This window comes from Pseudomonas sp. Arb-4-2C (assembly GCF_055755015.1).
This window is the reverse complement of sequence record NZ_CM146899.1, coordinates 6,177,445-6,197,196: the sequence shown is the minus strand read 5'-3', so window position 1 is coordinate 6,197,196 and position 19,752 is coordinate 6,177,445. Positions and strand designations below refer to the sequence as shown.

At 61.7% G+C, this 19,752-nt stretch carries 15 protein-coding genes; 10 read left to right on the top strand and 5 right to left on the bottom strand.

All coding sequences use genetic code 11. From position 1 onward, the window contains the following. The first annotated feature begins 171 nt into the window (after window positions 1-171). From AC0J41_RS28040 to tauD, 7 genes are all read left to right on the top strand, one after another. The gene (locus AC0J41_RS28040) at window positions 172-2,496 is read left to right on the top strand and encodes a Tex family protein (RefSeq protein WP_025110983.1); all 2,325 of its coding nucleotides are present in this window, start codon (window positions 172-174) and stop codon (window positions 2,494-2,496) included. Beyond that, a complete protein-coding gene (locus tag AC0J41_RS28035; protein WP_473014159.1) occupies window positions 2,496-2,879 on the top strand; it encodes a PaaI family thioesterase in 384 nt (127 codons plus the stop codon). The genes AC0J41_RS28040 and AC0J41_RS28035 overlap by 1 nt, the downstream gene beginning before the upstream one ends. A 318-nt stretch (window positions 2,880-3,197) precedes the next feature. Next, window positions 3,198-4,781 carry a glutamate--cysteine ligase gene (gene gshA / locus AC0J41_RS28030; protein ID WP_473014158.1) on the top strand — a complete coding sequence of 528 codons (1,584 nt, stop codon included), beginning with the start codon at window positions 3,198-3,200 and terminating at the stop codon, window positions 4,779-4,781. Between the two features lie 218 nt (window positions 4,782-4,999). Next, window positions 5,000-5,977, top strand: a complete 978-nt coding sequence (gene tauA / locus AC0J41_RS28025) for a taurine ABC transporter substrate-binding protein (protein WP_473014157.1) — start codon at window positions 5,000-5,002, stop codon at window positions 5,975-5,977. A gap of 16 nt (window positions 5,978-5,993) precedes the next feature. Then, window positions 5,994-6,788 (top strand): taurine ABC transporter ATP-binding subunit, encoded by a 795-nt coding sequence (gene tauB / locus AC0J41_RS28020; protein WP_025110986.1) that lies wholly within the window; start codon window positions 5,994-5,996, stop codon window positions 6,786-6,788. Continuing rightward, window positions 6,785-7,618 carry a taurine ABC transporter permease TauC gene (gene tauC / locus AC0J41_RS28015; protein ID WP_025110987.1) on the top strand — a complete coding sequence of 278 codons (834 nt, stop codon included), beginning with the start codon at window positions 6,785-6,787 and terminating at the stop codon, window positions 7,616-7,618. Before tauB ends, tauC begins: the two co-directional genes overlap by 4 nt. A gap of 143 nt (window positions 7,619-7,761) precedes the next feature. Beyond that, the gene (tauD, locus tag AC0J41_RS28010) at window positions 7,762-8,604 is read left to right on the top strand and encodes a taurine dioxygenase (protein ID WP_473014156.1); all 843 of its coding nucleotides are present in this window, start codon (window positions 7,762-7,764) and stop codon (window positions 8,602-8,604) included. A 116-nt stretch (window positions 8,605-8,720) separates the two neighbouring features. Here the strand turns inward: tauD and mgrA are convergent, their stop codons facing one another. The 3 genes from mgrA to AC0J41_RS27995 all read right to left on the bottom strand — a co-directional run bounded on the left by mgrA (window position 8,721) and on the right by AC0J41_RS27995 (window position 13,414). Continuing rightward, entirely contained in the window at window positions 8,721-9,758 is a 1,038-nt protein-coding gene (mgrA, locus tag AC0J41_RS28005; RefSeq protein ID WP_473014155.1) for an L-glyceraldehyde 3-phosphate reductase, read from the bottom strand. A gap of 109 nt (window positions 9,759-9,867) precedes the next feature. Beyond that, on the bottom strand, window positions 9,868-11,187 hold the full coding sequence (locus AC0J41_RS28000) for an LLM class flavin-dependent oxidoreductase (RefSeq protein WP_473014154.1): 1,320 nt from the start codon (window positions 11,185-11,187) through the stop codon (window positions 9,868-9,870). A 1-nt stretch (window position 11,188) separates the two neighbouring features. Beyond that, a complete protein-coding gene (locus tag AC0J41_RS27995) occupies window positions 11,189-13,414 on the bottom strand; it encodes a TonB-dependent receptor (RefSeq protein WP_473014153.1) in 2,226 nt (741 codons plus the stop codon). Between the two features lie 205 nt (window positions 13,415-13,619). Here AC0J41_RS27995 and AC0J41_RS27990 point away from each other — a divergent pair, with 205 nt between their 5' ends. Both AC0J41_RS27990 and AC0J41_RS27985 read left to right on the top strand, forming a co-directional pair. Beyond that, window positions 13,620-14,657 (top strand): LacI family DNA-binding transcriptional regulator, encoded by a 1,038-nt coding sequence (locus AC0J41_RS27990; protein ID WP_473014152.1) that lies wholly within the window; start codon window positions 13,620-13,622, stop codon window positions 14,655-14,657. 184 nt (window positions 14,658-14,841) lie between these two features. Next, window positions 14,842-15,102, top strand: a complete 261-nt coding sequence (locus AC0J41_RS27985) for a hypothetical protein (protein WP_003220613.1) — start codon at window positions 14,842-14,844, stop codon at window positions 15,100-15,102. A 24-nt stretch (window positions 15,103-15,126) separates the two neighbouring features. Here the strand turns inward: AC0J41_RS27985 and betT are convergent, their stop codons facing one another. Together betT and epsC are read right to left on the bottom strand one after the other, a co-directional pair. Beyond that, complete coding sequence (betT, locus tag AC0J41_RS27980; protein ID WP_177327341.1) at window positions 15,127-17,088, bottom strand: choline transporter BetT; 1,962 nt, start codon at window positions 17,086-17,088, stop codon at window positions 15,127-15,129. 412 nt (window positions 17,089-17,500) lie between these two features. Next, on the bottom strand, window positions 17,501-18,427 hold the full coding sequence (epsC, locus tag AC0J41_RS27975) for a serine O-acetyltransferase EpsC (RefSeq protein WP_473014151.1): 927 nt from the start codon (window positions 18,425-18,427) through the stop codon (window positions 17,501-17,503). Window positions 18,428-18,616: 189 nt separating this feature from the next. Here epsC and AC0J41_RS27970 point away from each other — a divergent pair, with 189 nt between their 5' ends. Then, window positions 18,617-19,615, top strand: coding sequence for a D-cysteine desulfhydrase (locus tag AC0J41_RS27970; RefSeq protein ID WP_473014150.1), 999 nt, complete (start codon window positions 18,617-18,619; stop codon window positions 19,613-19,615). Window positions 19,616-19,752 lie beyond the last annotated feature (137 nt).

Here is a 19,752-nt window from a genome sequence, read left to right as displayed (position 1 = left end):
TACCGCAGGTGGCCGCGATTTTTTCCGGAGCTGCGCAGTAATTGTTCGATTTCACGGGTCAATGGGGTGCCTTTTGACCCAGGCAGCGGCAATTTTCTAGCCGCTCAACCAGACTCCGGGCCTTTATTTCCGTGCCTGCGAGCCTGCTTTCACAATATGTCAGGTGGTTTTATGGACAGCATCAACAGCCGCATCGCCGAGGAACTCGGCGTACGCCCGCAACAGGTCGAAGCGGCCGTAGCGCTACTCGATGAAGGCTCTACCGTTCCCTTCATCGCCCGTTACCGGAAAGAAGTCACCGGCAGCCTTGATGACACCCAGCTGCGTCATCTGGAAGAGCGTCTGCGCTACCTGCGAGAACTCGACGAACGGCGCATCAGCATCCTCGCCAGCATCGAGGAGCAAGGCAAACTCACTCCGGCCCTTGAGCGCGACATCAAGCTCGCCGACACCAAGACCCGCCTCGAAGACTTGTACCTGCCGTACAAGCAGAAGCGCCGCACCAAGGGCCAGATCGCCCTGGAAGCTGGCCTCGGCGAACTGGCCGACGGTCTGTTCAATGACCCGAACCTGGCTCCTGAAGCCGAAGCCGCACGCTTCGTCGACGCCGAAAAAGGCGTGGCCGATGTGAAAGCTGCGCTCGAAGGCGCCAAGTACATCCTGATGGAACGTTTCGCCGAAGACGCCAGCCTGCTGGAAAAACTGCGTAACTACCTCAAGCAGGAAGCGACCATCAGTGCCCGCGTGATCGCCGGCAAGGAAGAAGAAGGCGCCAAGTTCCGCGACTACTTCGAACACGACGAACCGCTGAAAAGCATGCCGTCGCACCGCGCGCTCGCCATTTTCCGTGGCCGCAACGAAGGCATCCTCAGCTCCGCGCTGAAAGTCGGCGACGAACTGCCGGGTACCATGCACCCGTGCGAGGGCATGATCGGCCAGCAATTCGGCATCCAGAACCAGAACCGCCCGGCGGACAAATGGCTCGGCGAAGTGGTGCGCTGGACCTGGAAGGTCAAGCTCTACACCCACCTGGAAACCGACCTCCTCGGCGAACTGCGCGACGGCGCCGAAACCGAGGCGATCAACGTCTTTGCCCACAACCTGCACGACCTGCTGCTGGCCGCTCCGGCCGGCCCGCGCGCGACCCTGGGCCTCGACCCGGGCTTGCGTACCGGCTGCAAGGTCGCGGTGGTCGATTCCACCGGCAAACTGCTGGATCACGCCACGGTTTACCCGCACGTGCCACACAACAAGTGGGATCAGACCATCGCCATCCTGGCCGCCCTGTGCGCCAAGCACTCGGTTGACCTGATCGCCATCGGCAACGGCACCGCCAGCCGCGAAACCGACAAACTGGCGATCGAACTGATCAAAAAATATCCAGCGATGAAGATGACCAAGGTCATGGTTTCCGAAGCCGGTGCATCGGTGTACTCGGCATCCGAACTGGCGGCCAAGGAATTCCCGGACCTGGACGTGTCGATCCGTGGCGCGGTGTCCATTGCTCGTCGCCTGCAGGATCCACTGGCTGAACTGGTGAAAATCGATCCGAAATCCATCGGTGTCGGTCAGTACCAGCATGACGTCTCGCAACTGAAACTGGCGCGTGGCCTGGATGCCGTGGTCGAGGACTGCGTGAACGCCGTCGGCGTCGATGTGAACACCGCGTCCGTGGCGCTGTTGGCGCGGATCTCCGGCCTCAACGCAACGCTGGCGCAAAACATCGTCGCTCACCGCGACGAACACGGCGCGTTCAAAACCCGTGCAGCACTGAAGAAAGTCGCGCGTCTGGGCGAGAAAACCTTCGAACAGGCTGCAGGCTTCCTGCGTGTGATGAACGGCGACAACCCGCTGGATTCCTCGGCCGTTCACCCGGAAGCCTATCCGCTGGTGCAACGCATTGCCGCTGAAACCGACCGCGACATTCGCTCGTTGATCGGCGATGCCGGGTTCCTCAAACGTCTGGATCCGAAGAAATTCACCGACGAGACCTTCGGCCTGCCAACCGTCACCGACATCATCCAGGAACTGGAGAAACCGGGCCGCGACCCGCGTCCGGAGTTCAAGACCGCCGAGTTCCAGGAAGGCGTCGAAGACCTCAAAGACCTGCAACTGGGGATGATCCTCGAAGGTGTCGTCACCAACGTGACCGCGTTCGGCGCATTCGTCGACATCGGCGTGCATCAGGACGGTCTGGTGCACATCTCGGCGCTGTCGGAGAAGTTCATCAAGGACCCGCGCGAAGCCGTGAAAGCCGGTGACGTGGTGAAAGTGAAGGTCATGGAAGTCGACATCCCGCGCAAACGCGTCGGCCTGTCGATGCGCATGGGCGACACCCCGGGCGAGAAGATCGACGGTGCCCGTGGCTCGCGTCCGGGCTCGGCCCAGCGCCAGCCATCGAACAACACGCCACGCAAGGAAACCGCAACCGCAGCGCCGGTGAACAATGCGATGGCCTCGCTGTTCGCCAACGCCAAGCAGTTGAAGAAACGCTGATGGAGATTCCGGCCGGGCTCGTCGAGAGCGCGTTTTTCAAGCTGTTGGGTTGCCGCCTGCACAGCCTGGAAACCGGGGTGGCGCAAGTCGCCCTGGTGCTGGAACCGGAACTGCGCAACCGCGGCGGCAAATTGCACGGTGGCGCGCTGTTCAGTCTGGTCGACATCGCCATGGGGCTGGCCTGTTCCAGCTCCCACGGCTTCGATCAGCAGAGCGCGACCATCGAGTGCAAGATCAACTACATCCGCGCCGTTTCCGACGGCGAGGTGCTGTGCACGGCGCGGGTGATCCACCCGGGCCGCCGCACGCTGGTGGTCGAAGCCGACGTGATGCAGGGCGACAAACTGGTCGCAAAAGCGCAAGGCACGTTCGCTGTCCTGTAGCTTGTCGTCATCAATTTGAGTTAATTTCGGCGCTGTGATCGCAGCGTCGAGCTTTTCTGTGCGAGCGAGCTTGCTCGCGAAGAGGGAGTGTCAGGCAGCATCAGGTCGCCTGACACGACGCCTTCGCGAGCAAGCCCGCTCCCACAGGAACGGCATGATCTTCGCGTGCATCTGCCAGATTCAGGGATTGAAGTCGGCGGTTCGAAAGGGGCTTCGTGAGCCCAAAAAACCAGGCGAAAACGCCAGTTTCAACTTCACCCTTGTAGACCGTCCTGCCCACCCCCATATTGGGGCGACTGACGCGTGAAGGAATCCAAATTGAGCGAACTTCTCAACCGCCGCCTGGCTCTGCTCGGCGAGCGCGCCAACCTCTCTCTGCTCGAACAGTGCCTCCACGGTATCGAACGTGAATGCCTGCGCGTGACCAGCGAAGGTCGTCTGGCGCAAACGCCGCACCCCGAAGCCTTGGGTTCCGCGCTGACCAACGAACAGATCACCACTGACTATTCCGAGTCGCTGCTGGAATTCATCACGCCCGCCCTGCCCGACCCGGCTGACACCCTGGCGAGCCTGGACAAGATTCATCGCTTTGCCTACAGCAAGCTCGGCGACGAGTACCTGTGGAGTCCATCGATGCCGTGCCCGTTGCCGGCCGAGGAAGACATCCCGATCGCCTATTACGGCACCTCCAACATCGGTCAGCTCAAGTACGTCTACCGCAAGGGCCTGGCCCTGCGGTACGGCAAGACCATGCAGTGCATCGCCGGGATTCACTACAACTTTTCCCTGCCGGAAAAGCTCTGGCCGCTGCTGCGCGAAGCCGAGGGTTTCGTCGGCACCGACCGCGACTTCCAGTCGTCGTCCTACATCGCGCTGATCCGCAACTTCCGTCGCTACAGCTGGCTGCTGATGTACCTGTTCGGTGCCTCGCCGGCGCTGGACGCAGGTTTCCTGCGTGGCCGTTCGCACCAGCTGGAACAACTGGATCCGGACACCCTGTACCTGCCGTACGCCACCAGCCTGCGCATGAGCGACCTCGGTTATCAGAGCAACGCCCAGGCCGGTCTGACGCCGTGCTACAACGATCTGGCGAGCTACACCGACAGCCTGCGCAAAGCCGTGGCTACACCGTACGCGCCGTACGTTGAAGTCGGCACGCACAAGGATGGCGAGTGGGTGCAACTCAACACCAACATCCTGCAGATCGAAAACGAGTACTACTCCAACATCCGCCCGAAACGCGTGACCTACACCGGCGAGCGGCCGATCCAGGCCCTGATGGCCCGTGGCATCCAGTACGTCGAAGTGCGCTGCCTGGACATCAATCCGTTCCTGCCAATGGGGATCGACGTCACCGAGTCGCGCTTCCTCGACGCGTTCCTGCTGTACTGCGCGCTGAATGACAGCCCGCTGCTGACCAACACTTCGTGCGGCAATGCCACCTCGAACTTCCTCAGCGTGGTCAAGGAAGGTCGCCGGCCGGGCCTGCAATTGCAGCGTGACGGCCAGCCGGTCGAAATGAAAGCCTGGGCGGCAGAACTGCTGGAGCAAATTGCGCCACTGGCAGCACTGCTGGATCAGAGCCATGGCGGCGATGCACACAGCAAGGCGCTGGATGCACAACTGGCCAAGGTCAGCGACCCGTCCCTGACGCCATCCGCGCAGGTGCTGGCGGCGATGGCTGAGCATAAGGAAAGCTTTGCGCAGTTCTCGTTGCGTCAGAGCCAGGCGCATGCCGAGTTCTTCCGCAGCGAGCCGTTGGCAGCTGAGGAACAGGCGAAGTTTGAAGAACTGGCGCGGTCTTCGCTGGCGCAACAGGCTGAGCTGGAGCAGAACGAGGTTGGCGATTTCGATGTGTTTGTCGGGTCGTATCAGGCGAGTATTCTGGCGATCAGCAACTGACATCAGAAGGTTCTTCGAACCTTTTCGCGAGCAGGCTCGCTCCCACATTGGATTGCAATCTCCTGTGGGAGCGAGCCTGCTCGCGAATGACCGCACAGCGGCTAGGCTTAGATTTTTCCGCTCATAAGCTAAGTCTAAAAAGTTATTTATTTTTAGTTTCTTAGATCATTTAGTCTCCTTTCACGCCGATCCTCGGTCGCCTGATATGGAGCTCTTCAATGAAACTGAATGTCCCGCTTCGCCTGCTGGCCGTAGCCTCTCTGGCTGCTGCGAGCTTTCTGGCGCAGGCCGCCGACCTCACCGTCGCGTACCAGACCACCGTTGACCCGGCGAAAGTCGCACAGGCCGACGGCGCTTACGAAAAAGCCACCAAGGCCGACATCAGCTGGCGCAAGTTCGACAACGGCGCCGACATCATTGCCGCCATCGCCTCCGGTGACGTGCAGATCGGTTACCTGGGTTCGAGCCCGCTGACCGCCGCGATCACCCGCAAGGTTCCGGTGGAAACCTTCCTCATCGCTACCCAGATCGGCGCCGCCGAAGCACTGGTCGCTCGCGACGGTTCCGGGATCAACACTCCGCAGGATCTGGTCGGCAAGAAAATCGCCGTGCCGTTCGTGTCTACCGGTCACTACAGCCTGCTCGCGGCGCTGAAGCACTGGAACATCGACCCGTCGAAAGTCACCGTGCTCAACCTCGCGCCCCCAGCGATCATCGCCGCTTGGAAACGCGGTGACATCGACGCCACTTACGTGTGGGATCCGGCACTCGGCGTGGCCAAGGAGAACGGCAAGGTGCTGATCACCTCCGGCGAGCTGGCCAAGTTCGGTGCACCGACTTTCGATGCGTGGATCGTACGCAAGGACTTCGCCGAGAAGCACCCGGACATCGTCACCGCGTTCGCCAAGGTCACCCTCGACGCCTACGCCGATTACCGCAAAGACCCGAAAGCCTGGCTCGCCGACCAATCCAACGTCGACAAACTGGTGAAGCTCTCAGGCGCCAAGGCCAACGACATTCCTTTGCTGCTGCAAGGCAACGTCTACCCGCTGGCGGCTGATCAAGTGATCACCCTCGGCGCGCCGACCACCAAGGCCATCACCGACACCGCCGCGTTCCTCAAGGAGCAAGGCAAGGTCGAAGCCGTACTGCCGGACTACGCGCCGTACGTCAGCGCCAAATACATCACCAACTGATCGGGAGTTAACCGCGATGGCCTTGCTACAGCTGGAGCGCATCAGCGCACAGTATCCCGGCAGCCCTGCACCGGTGCTGGCGGACATTTCCCTGACCCTCGGGCCTCAGCAGTTGCTGGTCGCCCTCGGCCCGTCCGGCAGTGGCAAGACTTCGCTGTTGAACCTGATTGCCGGCTTCGTCGAACCCAGCGCCGGGCGCATCACCCTCGACGGCGTGCCGGTCAAAGGCCCGAGCGCCGAACGTGGCGTGGTGTTCCAGGACGATGCTTTGTTGCCATGGCAGGACGTATTGGCCAACGTGGCGTTTGGTCTGGAACTGGCCGGTGTCGCCAAGGAGAAACGCGAGAGGATCGCCCGCGAAATGCTTGCGCTGGTCGATCTTTCCGGTTTTGAAAGCCGCCGTATCTGGCAGCTCTCCGGCGGCCAGAAACAGCGCGTTGGCCTGGCCCGCGCCCTCGCTGCCGACCCGCGCGTGCTGCTGATGGACGAACCCTTCGGCGCCCTCGACGCGTTCACCCGCGAACAGATGCAGGAGCTGTTGCTGCAAGTCTGGCAGCGCACCGCCAAGCCGGTTTTCCTGATTACCCATGACATTGAAGAAGCGGTGTTCCTCGCCACTGACCTGATTTTGCTCGCGCCGAATCCGGGGCAGATCGTCGAGCGCCTGCACCTGGATTTCGGTCAGCGTTACGCCGCCGGCGAGTCGGCACGGGCAATCAAATCCGACCCGCGTTTTATCGAAACCCGCGAGCACGTGCTGAGCAAAGTGTTCTCGCAACGCAGCGCCGTTCAGCGGCAGGAGCGCGCATGAGCAGTTACGACGTTTCCGCCCCGGCGGTAAAAACCCCATCGGTGGTGATTCCTGTGCGCCGCAGCCTTAGCACGCGCTGGATCAGCCTGCTGACCTTGCTCGCTTTGCTGGTGATCTGGTGGGCCGTAACAGCCACCGGCCTGATCGAACCCCTGTTCCTGCCACCGCCGTCCGCCGTGCTGCAAAAAGGCTGGTTGCTGGCGACCACGGGCTATATGGATTCGACCCTGTGGCAGCACTTGGGCGCGAGCTTGAGCCGCATTGGCCTGGGCCTTGGTTTTGCGATTCTGACGGCGGTGCCGGTGGGTATCGCCATCGGCGCCAACCGTATCGCCCGTGGCGTGCTCGATCCGCTGATCGAGTTCTATCGGCCGATTCCGCCCCTGGCCTATCTGCCGCTGATCGTGATCTGGTGCGGCATCGGCGAGTTGTCGAAAGTGCTGCTGATCTACCTGGCGATTTTCGCGCCGATTGCCATTGCTACCGCCACCGGCGTTCGCACCGTAGATCCGGCCAAACTGCGCGCCGCGCAGTCGTTGGGCGCCACTCGCGCTCAACTGATCCGCCATGTGATTTTGCCCAGCGCCCTGCCGGACATTCTCACCGGTGTGCGCATTGGTCTGGGTGTTGGCTGGTCGACATTGGTCGCCGCTGAACTGATCGCTGCCACCAGCGGTTTGGGCTTCATGGTGCAGTCGGCCGCGCAGTTCCTCGTCACCGATGTGGTGGTGCTGGGGATTCTGGTGATTGCCCTGATCGCCTTTGCCATGGAAATGGGCCTGCGCGCCCTGCAGCGCAAACTGGTGCCGTGGCACGGCCAGGCGCACTGAAATATTTTTTGTGAATCCCCTGTAGGAGTGAGCCTGCTCGCGATTGCGGTGTGTCATTCACCACAGCATTGACTGCCAGCCTGCAATCGCGAGCAGGCTCACTCCTACAAAAGCTCTATCCCCCGAATTCGAAGAGTAAGACCATGAGCAGCCTGACCATCACCCCCTTAAGCTCGGCCCTCGGCGCACAGATCAGTGGCGTCGATATCAGCCAGCCGCTGAACCTGGAACAGCGCGACGCCATCGAGCAGGCACTGCTCAAGTATCAAGTGCTGTTCTTCCGCAACCAGCCGATCGAGCCGCCACAACAGGCGCGTTTTGCGGCGTACTTCGGCGACCTGCACATTCACCCGATCTACCCCAATGTGCCGGAGCAGCCTGAAGTGCTGATCCTCGACACCGCTGTCACCGACGTGCGCGACAACGCAATCTGGCACACCGACGTGACCTTCCTGCCGACCCCGGCGATGGGCGCGGTACTCAGCGCCAAGCTGCTGCCGGAGTTTGGCGGCGACACCTTGTGGGCCAGCGGGATTGCTGCGTATGAGGCCCTGTCGGCGCCTGTGAAAGCCTTGCTCGAAGGGCTGACCGCGACTCACGATTTCACCCGTTCGTTTCCGCTGGAACGCTACGGCAACACGCCCGACGCACTGGCGCAATGGGAAGAGGCACGGCGCAAGAATCCGCCGCTGTCGCATCCGGTGATCCGCACCCACCCGGTGAGCGGACGCCGCTCGTTGTTCGTCAACGAAGGCTTCACGTCGAAGATCAACGAGCTGTCGGAAACCGAAAGCGAAGCGATACTGAAGTTTCTGTTCGCCCACGCGACGCGACCGGAATTCACCATTCGCTGGCGCTGGCAGAAGGACGACATTGCGTTCTGGGACAACCGCGTGACGCAGCATTACGCGGTGGATGATTACCGGCCGGCGCGGCGGGTGATGCAGCGGGCTACGGTGTTGGGGGATGTGCCTTTCTTTCGCTGAGTATCGAGATCTTCAGTAACTGAAGCGGCCCCTTCGCGAGCAGGCTCGCTCCCACATTGGAACGCGTTTCCCTGTGGGAGCGAGCCTGCTCGCGAAAGCTTTTTGCAGCTTGAACGTTACTCCGCCGTCGAAGGCTTCTCCCAAAGATTGATCCCGCCCTCTTGGGCAAACCGGTCAATCTCCGCCAACTCTTCAGCACTGAAGCTCAGGTTCTTCAACGCCCCGACGTTCTCGACAATCTGCTCCGGCCGGCTCGCGCCGATCAGCGCCGAGGTCACCCGTGGATCACGCAGGGTCCAGGCCAATGCCAGTTGCGCCAGGCTCTGGCCGCGACGCTTGGCAATCTCGTTCAACGCGCGCACGTGCGCAATGTTCGCTTCGGACAAGTGCGAAGCCTGCAGCGAACCGCCACCCGGACGATTGACCCGCGCATCCGCCGGTACGCCGTTGAGGTACTTGTCGGTCAACAGACCTTGCGCCAACGGGGTAAACGCAATCACGCCAGTGCCGAGCTCATCGGTGGTGTCGAGCAGGTCCTTTTCCACCCAGCGATTGAGCAGGTTGTACGCCGGCTGATGAATCAGCAGCGGCACTTTCCACTCTTTGAGCAGCGCAGCGATCTCGCGGGTTTTCACCCCGGAATACGACGAGATGCCGATGTACAACGCCTTGCCCTGCTGCACCGCAGTGGCGAGGGCGCTGGCGGTTTCTTCCAGCGGGGTGTCCGGGTCGAAGCGGTGCGAATAAAAGATATCCACATAGTCCAGGCCCAGGCGCCGCAGGCTCTGATCGAGGCTGGCCAACACGTATTTGCGCGAGCCGCCGCCCTGGCCATAAGGGCCGGGCCACATGTCCCAGCCGGCCTTGCTGGAGATGATCAGCTCATCGCGGTACTGTTTGAAGTCTTCACGCAGCAGGCGACCGAAATTGATCTCGGCGCTGCCGTACGGCGGGCCGTAGTTGTTGGCGAGGTCGAAGTGGTTGATGCCCAGGTCGAACGCGGTACGCAGCAAGGCGCGCTGGGTGTCGATCGGCGTGCTGTCGCCAAAGTTGTGCCACAGGCCCAGCGACAGCGCGGGTAACACCAGACCACTGCGGCCGACGCGGCGGTAAGGGATGGAGTCGTAGCGGTTTTCGGCAGCGGTGTAAGTCATCGAATCCTCTCTTGTCTGTCTTCAATGGGTGTCGACTTCTTCGCGAGCAGGCTCGCTCCCACATTTGGAATGCACGCCCATGTGGGAGCGAGCCTGCTCGCGAAGGGTGTTACACAAATCTGTTGCCAGGCCGGGCGAGACCGAGGTTCTCGCGCAATGTCCGACCCTCATACTCGGTTCTGAACAGCCCACGCCGCTGCAGTTCCGGGACCACGCCATGGGCGAAGTCTTCGAGCCCACCGGGCAGGTGCGGCACCAGCACGTTAAAGCCATCCGCCGCACCCTGTTCGAACCATTCCTGCAAGCGGTCAGCGATCTGCACCGGGGTCCCGATCAAGCTGTAATGCCCACGCCCGCCGGCAATCTTGCGCCCCAACTCGGCGAGCGAAAGATTCTCCCGTCCCGCCAGTTCAGTCAGCAATTTCTGCCGGCTCTGCTGGCCGCTGTCGGTCAGCGGCAACTCGGGCAACGGTCCGTCCAGCGGGTACTTCGACAAGTCGAAGTTGCCCAGCATACGCCCAAGCAAGGCGACGCCAACCTCCGGTTCGACCAATTGCTGAAACGTTTCACATTTTTCCTGCGCTGCGGCCTCCGTCTGCCCGACGACGACAAACACCCCTGGCATGATTTTCAGCGAATCGGCACTGCGCCCGTATTTCGGCAGGCGGCCCTTGAGGTCGGCGTAAAACGCCTGAGCACTGGCCAGCGAGGTTTGCGCGGTGAACACCACTTCAGCGGTCTGCGCTGCCAATTCCCGCCCGGTTTCGGAAGAACCCGCCTGCACGACCACCGGTTGCCCCTGCGGTGAGCGCGCCACGTTCAGCGGGCCTTTCACCCGAAAGTGCTCGCCGACGTGATCCAGCACGTGCAGCTTCGACGGGTCGTAATACGCGCCGCTGGCCTTGTCACGCACGAAGGCATCGTCCTCCCAACTGTCCCAAAGCCCGGTGACCACCTGATGAAACTCACGGGCGCGGCGGTAACGGTCGGCGTGGCCGATGTGCTCCTCGCGACCAAAATTCAGCGCTTCGGCGGCGTTGTCCGAGGTCACCAGATTCCACCCGGCGCGCCCACCGGACAGGTGATCGAGCGAGGCGAATTTGCGCGCTACGTGGTAAGGCTCGTTGTAGCTGGTGGTCGCCGTGGCGATCAGGCCGATGTGTTCGGTGACCGCACTCAACGCCGAGAGCAAGGTCAGTGGTTCGAAGTGATCGGAGCGCGCCATGCGGCTGGCGATGTCCTGGGTCGGCGCGGCCACACTATCGGCGATGAACAGCGTGTCGAATTTTGCTGCCTCGACAATCTGCGCCAGACGCTTGTAGTGGGCGAAATCCAGACCGGCATTGGCTGGCACCTGCGGGTGACGCCACGCGGCGACGTGGTGCCCGGTGGCCATGAGAAACGCGCCCAGTTTCAATTGTCTGCTCATCTCAGAAATCCTTGCGCAGTTGCACGCCAAAGTAGCGCTCGTCATCCCGTGGCACGGCGCGGTAGATGTAGTTGCCGCCACTGGCCAGCAGTGGCGAATAGGACTTGTCCGCGAGGTTCTTGCCCAGCAGCGCCACGCGCCAGCCGTTGGTGTAGTCGGCGAGAGCGACGCTGGCGTTCCAGATGCCGTAGGCGCCTTGCTTGGTGTCGGCGTTCTGGCTGATGTCGTACTGCACTTCGCTTTGCCAGCTGTAGTCGGTGCCAAGTTCGATATCCAGACCGTTGTCCAACGGAATGCTGTAGTCGGCGCGCACGTAGCTTTTCCAGTCCGGGCTGAACGGCAGCGGCTTGCCATTGACGTTGCACGACGCCGCAGCGCCCGCCGGGCAACTGAATTGATCGATGCGTGCGCGGGTGTAGGCCAGCGCCCCGGAGAACTTCAGTTGCCGGGTCGCCTGCAAGGCGTAATCGAGTTCGACGCCTTCGGTGCTGACGCTGCCGGCGTTGATCAGGCGCGTCACCACTTGCCCGGCGACGGTGTCGAAAAAGTTCGCCTGATAGTTGTCGTAGTCGCTGTGGAACACCGCGAGGTTGGTGGTCAGCCGGTTGTTCCAGCTCGTGGCCTTGATCCCCGCTTCCCAGGTGTTGGAGGTTTCCGGTTTGAGCGCCTCGGTGTCACGCGGCTGCATGTTGAAGAACACGTTGTAGGCCGGGCCTTTGTAGCCGCGCGAGTAGGTCAGATAGGTGGTGACTGCATCGCTGAGGTCGTACTGGACACCGAGGCGGCCGGACCAGCCGTCCTCGTCCACCGAGCCGGAGCTGCTGGTCGCCGGTTGAATGCCGCTGACCGTGGTCGCCGACGTCGAGATGCGGCGGTGATCGTATTCCAGTTCGTCGTGGGTGTAGCGCAGGCCGGCGATACCACGAAAGTCCGAGGTGAAGTTCAGCGTGGCTTCGCCGAACGCGGCGTAGCTGTCGCTGGTGGTGCTGTAATCGGCGACGCCACGGTCGGTGCGTGTGGTGGTGGTCAAGGTGCGCTGATAGGTCTCGTCATCCTTGCCGTGCATGTAGAACAGGCCGCCGACATATTCGAGGAATTGGCCTTTCGGCGAGGCCAGACGCAGCTCCTGCGAATACTGGTCGAAGGCCAGATCGCCCTTGTCGGCGGTGCCGGGGAACGCTGCAGTGATCGTACTCAGCCGATCGCCGTCCTGATACTGCGTGTTGTCCCAGCCGCGCCACGCGGTGATCGACGTCAGGGTGTAATCGCCCAATTGCCAGTCGAGCTGGCCGGACAGACCTTTGTTGGTGTCCTCGACGTGAGTGCGGGTGTCGGTGTTGATGTCGCGGTTATGGCTGCTGGCGTAAACCGGGCTCAGCGCGTTGGCGAAGGCCGGCGTCAGCGACTTGCTGACCACGCCGTTGGGGCCGTCGTCGTGGGACTGCATGTAGTCGGCGATCAGGGTGAAGGTGACGTCATCGTTCGGGGTGAATTCGAGTTTGCCGCGCACGCCGCGGTGGTTGTAACCGTTGACCTCCTGGCCGTTGTGTTTGTTGTCGACATTGCCGTCGTAAGTACCGAACAAGGTGCTGATCGAACCCTTGAGCGTGTCCGGAATCAGGCTGCCGCCGATGCCGAAGCGAGTGCGGCTTTCGTTGCCGCTGTAGTACGACTGATCGATGTAACCGTGGGTCTCGTTGGTCGGCGCCTTGCTGGTGATGTTGAGCACACCGGCCGAGGCGTTCTTGCCGAACAGAGTGCCCTGCGGGCCGCGCAGTACTTCGACACGCTCCAGATCCAACAGATCGAGGGTCGACTGGCCGGGACGCGCATAGACCACGCCGTCAATCACCGTGGCCACTGTGGGTTCGACACCGGGTGAGGTAGAAATCGTGCCGACGCCACGCACGAACAACGAGGTGTCCTTGTTCGACGCGCCGGTGCGGAAATTCAGCGACGGTACTTGCTGGACGATGCTTGCCACACCATTGCGGTTGTCGCGCTCCAGCTGTTCACCGTCGATCACCGAGACCGCCACCGGGACCTTTTGCAGCGACTCTTCGCGGCGGGTGGCGGTGACCGTCACCGACTTGAGGGTCGGCTCCTGATCGCTGCTGTCAGCTGCAAAAGCGTCGGCCAGCGGCAACGCCGCCAGCCCGGTAAAAATCCAGCCGGCAGCGCAAATCGATTGCGCCAGTTTAGGTGTCGCCCCAGGAATGTTGTGCATGTTTGCCCGCTCGAAATTGGCCCTGAATCGCTGCCGTTCTGCGACGACAGCGCCTGAATCGATGTCTTGGGCATTCGCTCGAGCGAGTAGCAGACAACGCGCATTGTTAGCGCTAACATCCCCAGTATTGGCAAGCTGCACATAGACCGTCCAATACTGAAAAATTACTTTTATATGCGTTTTTGTTTTTAACAAGGATCGAGACTTGAGCCAGGAAAAGCCCCGCAAACGCCGTGGCGCCGGACGTGTGACCCTCAATGCGGTAGCACGCCAGGCTGGCGTATCGGCGATCACCGTATCGCGTTATTTCAATCAACCGGAACAGGTCTCGCCCGAACGCCGTGAGCGAATTGCGGCGGTGGTGGCCGAGTTGGGCTACGTGCCGAACCTGGTGGCCGGCGGGCTGGCTTCAGCACGGGGAAAAATCGTCGGCATGGTGATCCCGAACATCTCCGGGCCGATCTTTGCCAACACCATTCAAGGCTTCAGCGACACCCTCAGCCGCCACGGTTATCAGTTGCTGCTGGCCTCGAGTTACTTCAGCACTGAACAGGAAGAAAACGCGGTGCGGGCCTTCCTCGGCTGGTCGCCGGCGGCGCTGGTGGTCACCAGTCACTTTCACAGCGCGGGCACGGAAAAAATGCTGGCCGAAGCAGATATCCCGGTGATCGAAACCTGGGATTACCAGCCGGAGCGCGAGCCGATGCAGATCGGTTTTTCGCACTTCGAGGTAGGTGTCAGCGCCGCCCGTTTTCTACACGACAAGGGCTATCGGCGAATCGCATTTGTGCAGAACAGCGCACCCGGCGACTTCAGCGCACTGGAGCGCCGTGACGGTTACGCCGCGACCGTGCGTGAACTCGGTCTGGAGCCCTGGGTGTTCGCACCGGACGCCGATCGCACCCCGTTCGAGGCGGGCAAGCAAGCGATGGAAGCGTTGATGAACGCCTCGCCGCGCCCTGACGCTATCATCTTCGCCAACGACAACCTCGCCGCCGGCGCCCTGCTCGCCGGGCAACGCGCCGGCCTCAACATCCCCGAAGACTGCGCCGTACTCGGCTTCGGCGATTACCCGTTCGCCGAGATGCTGCTGCCCAGCCTGAGCACGATCAAACCGCCCGCACTGGAGATTGGCGTGCTGGCAGCAACGCGGGTGCTGGAAAGCCTTGGGGTGTTGTCGAGCAATGAGGTGCAGCGATTGAATCTGCTGCAGTGCACGGTCATAGAGCGGGAAAGTACCTGACGAATATGGCGTGGGCTGGATTGGCTATGCTCTAAATGAAACCGAGATGGCCCCTTCGCGGGCAAGCCCGCTCCCACAGGGTTTCGCGTCGTTTACAGGCTCTGTATCCAACACAAAAAACTGTGGGAGCGGGCTTGCCCGCGAAGACGGCCGATCAAGCACCGCATATCCAGCAGGCACACCCATGCATACCGCCATCATCATCTTCTTCGGCCTGGTTCTGCTCGCCCTGATGCTCTACATCGGCGAGCGAGTCGGCTTCAGTCGGCAGACTTTGGCCTACAGCTTCGCCGCGCTGTGGTTGGCGTTGACGGTGATCAATGGCGCGGTGGGAGTGGTGCATGCCGGGCAGCCGCTGGGGTCGGAAATTGCGGTGGGCAGTGCGGTGTTCGGGGTGCCGATGGCGGCGATGGTGTTGTTCATGGTGCTGAGCGCCGAGTCGTAAAACGTCCCGACGCCCAGCGGCCGATCAACGCACCAGATGCAGGAACTGCATGTGGCGTTCGTACTGGTCGAGGATGTCGTTGATGATCTGTTCCTTGGTGTAGCCCACCAGATCGTAGTCCTGACTGCCCTCGCTCAAATGCACTTCAGCGCGGTAATAGCGGCGGTTGTTGAGTTGCTTGGAACCCATGCCACCGCGCGCAAACGACGGCGTGAAATAGCCGCGCATCTGCACCTGGTAGATAAACGGATGCAACTCGCCATGGCCGATTTCCAGGCTGACGCTGTCATGCGCCGGGTCCGGCTGGGTGACCACGTTCAGGCCTTTTTCGACGAATACCGCCGTCACCTCTTCGATCGCCGGACGCACGGTGGTGTCCATGAAGCGATACACCTCGTCGCGTGACGGGAAATGCACGGCCTGACTCAGGCGCTGACGCCAGCCACCCTTGCCACGACGTGAACCGGACACCGGGGCCAGCGAATGCAGTTGCGCGATCTGTTTCTGCGACTCCAGATAGAACGCCTTGTGCAGGCCCCACATCATCAGCAACAAAATCAGCGAGAACGGCAACGAGGTCAGCACCACCGCCGACTTCAGCGCATCGATACTGCCGGAGAACAGCAGCGCACTGGTCACCAGCGCGGTCATCGCGCCCCAGAACACCCGCAGCCATTTCGGCCCGTCTTCGTCCGGGTTGCCACCCTTGGCCGAGAGGGTCGAGAGCACCACGGTGCCGGAGTCGGCCGAGGTGACGAAGAACACGAAGCTGATGAACACCGTCACGGCGATGACAGTCTTGCTCCATGGATAGGTTTCCAGCAGCAGATAAAGGCTCATCGACGGATTGTCGAGAGCCGACATGCCCAGCGCCGACATGCCGTGGTTGAGCACCTGATCGATGGCACTGTTGCCGAAGATCGACATCCACGCCAGGGTGAAACCGAGCGGGATCAGCAACACGCCGAAGACGAATTCACGGATGGTCCGGCCACGGGAAATCCGCGCAATGAACAGGCCCACGAACGGCGACCACGCGATCCACCAGGCCCAATAGAACACCGTCCAACCACCGAGCCAGTCGCTCGGTTTGTCGTAGGCGTAGAGGTCGAAACTCTTCATCGGCAAGGCGCCGAGGTAGTCGCCGAGGTTCTGGATCAAGGTGTTGAGCAGGTGCTGGGTGGGGCCGGCGAACAACACGAACAGCAGCAGCGCACAGGCCAGCAGCATGTTGATGTCGGACATCACACGCACGCCCTTATCCACACCCGACACGGCGACGATGATCGCCGCGCCCATCATCAATGTGATCAGGCCGACCTGAATCCACTGGGTGTGGGCAATGCCGAACAGGTAATCCAGGCCGGAGTTGAGGTGCAGCACGCCGAAGCCCATGTCCGCACCGAGGCCGAACACCGTGGCAATGATGCCGAAGCCATCCACCGCGTAACCGATGGGGCCGTTGATGCGTTTGCCGATCAGCGGATACAGCGCCGAACGCAGGGCCAGCGGCAGGTTATGCCGGTAGGCGAAGTAGGCCAGGGCCATGCCGACGAAGGCGAACACGCCCCAGCCGTGCAGGCCCCAGTGCAGAAACAGGATCTGCATCGCCTGGCGCGCCGCATCGGCGGTGCCGGCTTCGCCTTGTGGTGGTTGGGCCAGATGCGTCAGTGGCTCGGACACGCAGAAGAAAAACAGGGTGATGCTGATCCCGGCAGCGAACAGCATGCCGGCCCAGGACAGGTAACTGAATTCGGGTTCGTCGTGGTCGGCACCGAGTTTTATCTTGCCGTAGCCCGATAACGCGGTGACCACCACGAAGACCAGATACAGCGTCATCGCGAGCATGTAGTACCAGCCGACCGTATTGGCCGCCCAGTTTTGTGCAGCCAGCAACCAGGCTCCAGCCTGCTCCGGCATGGCGATGACAACGAGACCAAACAGCAGAATGACCGTCGCGGCGAAGTAGAACACCGGCGGATTCATGCGTACCAGACCGCTGGCGGGGGTGGACGATGCACTCATGGACGGTGCACCTCGAGGGGTTGAAACGTGGCTGAAATGATCGGACTCAGCAAAGGCAAGCCTCCTGTTGTGAGCGGGCAGCGAACCACCGGTTTAACTTGAATGAACGTTCAAGTTAAACATGGATAGGGTGGTAAGGACTAATCGCAGGGCTAGGCGGTAGTTTTCCTACAGTAGCCCAAGGAGGGGGTATGACGCGGATCAGAGGCAATTCGTTCACTGCACAATTGGCTGAATGCCATTATCTCGATTCGACCTGAAAACCATTCGCGAGCAGGCTCGCTCCCACATTGGATCTGTGATCGACACCCGTCCCCTGTGGGAGCGAGCCTGCTCGCGAAGCGGCCCGCTACAGCAACGCAGATTCAGCGCCTTACTTCTGCGTCCCGTCATCATGCTGCAGATTGGCCTGAGTCAGGTTGCTCCCCGCCGGCACGCTGCGCGTCAGCCAGACATTGCCGCCGATGGTCGACCCCTGGCCGATGGTGATCCGCCCGAGAATCGTCGCCCCGGCATAGATCACCACGTCGTCCTCGACAATCGGATGGCGTGGATGGCCCTTCTGCAACTGCCCGTCCTCGTCTGCCGGGAAGCGCTTGGCGCCCAGGGTCACGGTCTGATAGATGCGCACGCGCTCACCGATGATCGTGGTCTCGCCGATCACCACACCGGTACCGTGGTCGATGAAGAAGCTGCGACCGATCTGCGCGCCCGGGTGAATATCGATGCCCGTCGCCGAATGCGCGATTTCTGCGCTGATCCGCGCCAGCAATGGCAGCCCGGCGCGATACAGATGGTGCGCCAGACGATGGTGGATCACCGCCAGAACCCCCGGATAGCACAGCAGCACTTCATCGACGCTGCGCGCCGCGGGGTCACCGTGGTAGGCCGCCAACACGTCGGTGTCGAGCAGGCTGCGCAGGCCCGGCAACGCCAGGGCGAAGTCCTGGATGATGCGGATCGCCTGCTTCTCGACGTCGCCGTTGTCCTGCGCGCTGTGCCGGGCGACGTAGCGCAACTCAAGTCTGGCCTGCGCCAGCAAGGCATTCAGCGCCGTGTCGAGGGTGTGACCGACATAGAAGTCTTCACTTTCCTCACGCAAATCCACCGGCCCCAGACGCATCGGGAACAAGGCGCCACACAAGGCTTCGAGAATTTCCGCCATCGCCGCGCGGGACGGCAACTCGCGCCCGCCCTGCTCGCCGGTGGCCCGGCCATTTTGTGCACGCCACTGATCCCGCGCAGTGCGCAGTTGGCTGACGATGGTCTGCAGTTGCCAATGGCTGGAACGCTCGCTCACGGTAAAGACTCCTCAGGGCGGCCGGACGGTCTGGCCGCGTTAACGGCGACTACTTTACGGCATGCCCGCGAGGGCGAATTAAGAACCGATAGTGCTGGCCTAAGCACATTTGGCTATAAGCGATTGACGGTTGCCCCAAGAAAACCGCGTGCCTATAGTCCTTTCATCTTTCTCCGCCAGTACGGGCTCATGATCAAACAACAGCTGGAACGCTTTAACCGTCTCGACCTGCTCGGACAACCCACGCCGCTGGAAAAACTCGAACGTCTGTCCGCCTGGCTCGGTCGCGAGGTGTACATCAAGCGCGATGACCTGACGCCGCTGGCGATGGGCGGCAACAAGCTGCGCAAACTCGAATACCTCGCTGCCGACGCCCTCGCTCAAGGCGCCGACACGATGATCACCGCCGGCGCCTTGCAATCGAACCACGTCCGCCAGACCGCCGCACTGGCGGCCAAGCTCGGCCTCGGCTGCGTGGCGCTGCTGGAAAATCCGCTGGGCACCGACGACAGCAATTACACCGGCAACGGCAATCGCCTGCTGCTGGACCTGTTCGACACCAAGGTCGAACTGGTCGACAACCTCGATAACGCCGACGAACAACTTGCCGCCCTCGCCGTGCGCCTGCGCAGCAACGGCAAGAAGCCGTACCTGGTGCCGATTGGTGGCTCCAATGCCCTCGGTGCGTTGGGCTACGTGCGTGCCGGTCTGGAGTTGGCCGAGCAAATCAAGGACACCGGCCTCGATTTCGCCGCCGTGGTGCTGGCCTCGGGCAGCGCCGGGACCCACAGCGGCCTGGCACTTGCCCTGAGCGAAGCCCTGCCGCAACTGCCGGTGATCGGCGTGACCGTCTCGCGCAGCGAAGAAGATCAGCGCCCGAAAGTGCAAGGGCTGGCCGAACGCACGGCGGACCTGTTGGGCGTGAAATTGCCCGTGAACTTCAAGGTCGAGTTGTGGGACGAATACTTCGGCCCGCGCTATGGCGAACCGAATGCCGGGACACTGGCAGCGGTGAAACTGCTGGCGAGTCAGGACGCGGTGCTGCTTGATCCGGTGTACACCGGCAAGGCCATGGCAGGGTTGCTCGACGGGATCGGCCGTCAGCGCTTTGATGAAGGGCCGATCATTTTCCTGCATACCGGCGGGGCGCCCGCGTTGTTTGCCTATAAAGACTCACTGTCGAGCTGAGTTCGAGGCGAAGAAACTCTGTGGTGAGGGGATTTATCCCCTCACCACAAAGGATTACCCTGATATTCTATTTTCGAATATCAAATTTCATATTAAGTATTTTCAAGTCTAAAGCAGACATCTTATAGTCTCGCCGC

Excerpts from the sequence above, each read along its gene's own strand:
- betT (WP_177327341.1), bottom strand. The coding sequence starts at position 17,088 with ATGAATCCGCCGGTGTTCTACTTCGCCGCGACGGTCATTCTGCTGTTT.
- tauC (WP_025110987.1), top strand. The coding sequence starts at position 6,785 with ATGAGCAGTTACGACGTTTCCGCCCCGGCGGTAAAAACCCCATCGGTG.
- AC0J41_RS27985 (WP_003220613.1), top strand. The coding sequence starts at position 14,842 with ATGCATACCGCCATCATCATCTTCTTCGGCCTGGTTCTGCTCGCCCTG.
- AC0J41_RS28035 (WP_473014159.1), top strand. The coding sequence starts at position 2,496 with ATGGAGATTCCGGCCGGGCTCGTCGAGAGCGCGTTTTTCAAGCTGTTG.
- AC0J41_RS27995 (WP_473014153.1), bottom strand. The coding sequence starts at position 13,414 with ATGCACAACATTCCTGGGGCGACACCTAAACTGGCGCAATCGATTTGC.
- mgrA (WP_473014155.1), bottom strand. The coding sequence starts at position 9,758 with ATGACTTACACCGCTGCCGAAAACCGCTACGACTCCATCCCTTACCGC.
- tauB (WP_025110986.1), top strand. The coding sequence starts at position 5,994 with ATGGCCTTGCTACAGCTGGAGCGCATCAGCGCACAGTATCCCGGCAGC.
- AC0J41_RS28040 (WP_025110983.1), top strand. The coding sequence starts at position 172 with ATGGACAGCATCAACAGCCGCATCGCCGAGGAACTCGGCGTACGCCCG.
- AC0J41_RS27970 (WP_473014150.1), top strand. The coding sequence starts at position 18,617 with ATGATCAAACAACAGCTGGAACGCTTTAACCGTCTCGACCTGCTCGGA.
- tauA (WP_473014157.1), top strand. The coding sequence starts at position 5,000 with ATGAAACTGAATGTCCCGCTTCGCCTGCTGGCCGTAGCCTCTCTGGCT.
- AC0J41_RS28000 (WP_473014154.1), bottom strand. The coding sequence starts at position 11,187 with ATGAGCAGACAATTGAAACTGGGCGCGTTTCTCATGGCCACCGGGCAC.
- tauD (WP_473014156.1), top strand. The coding sequence starts at position 7,762 with ATGAGCAGCCTGACCATCACCCCCTTAAGCTCGGCCCTCGGCGCACAG.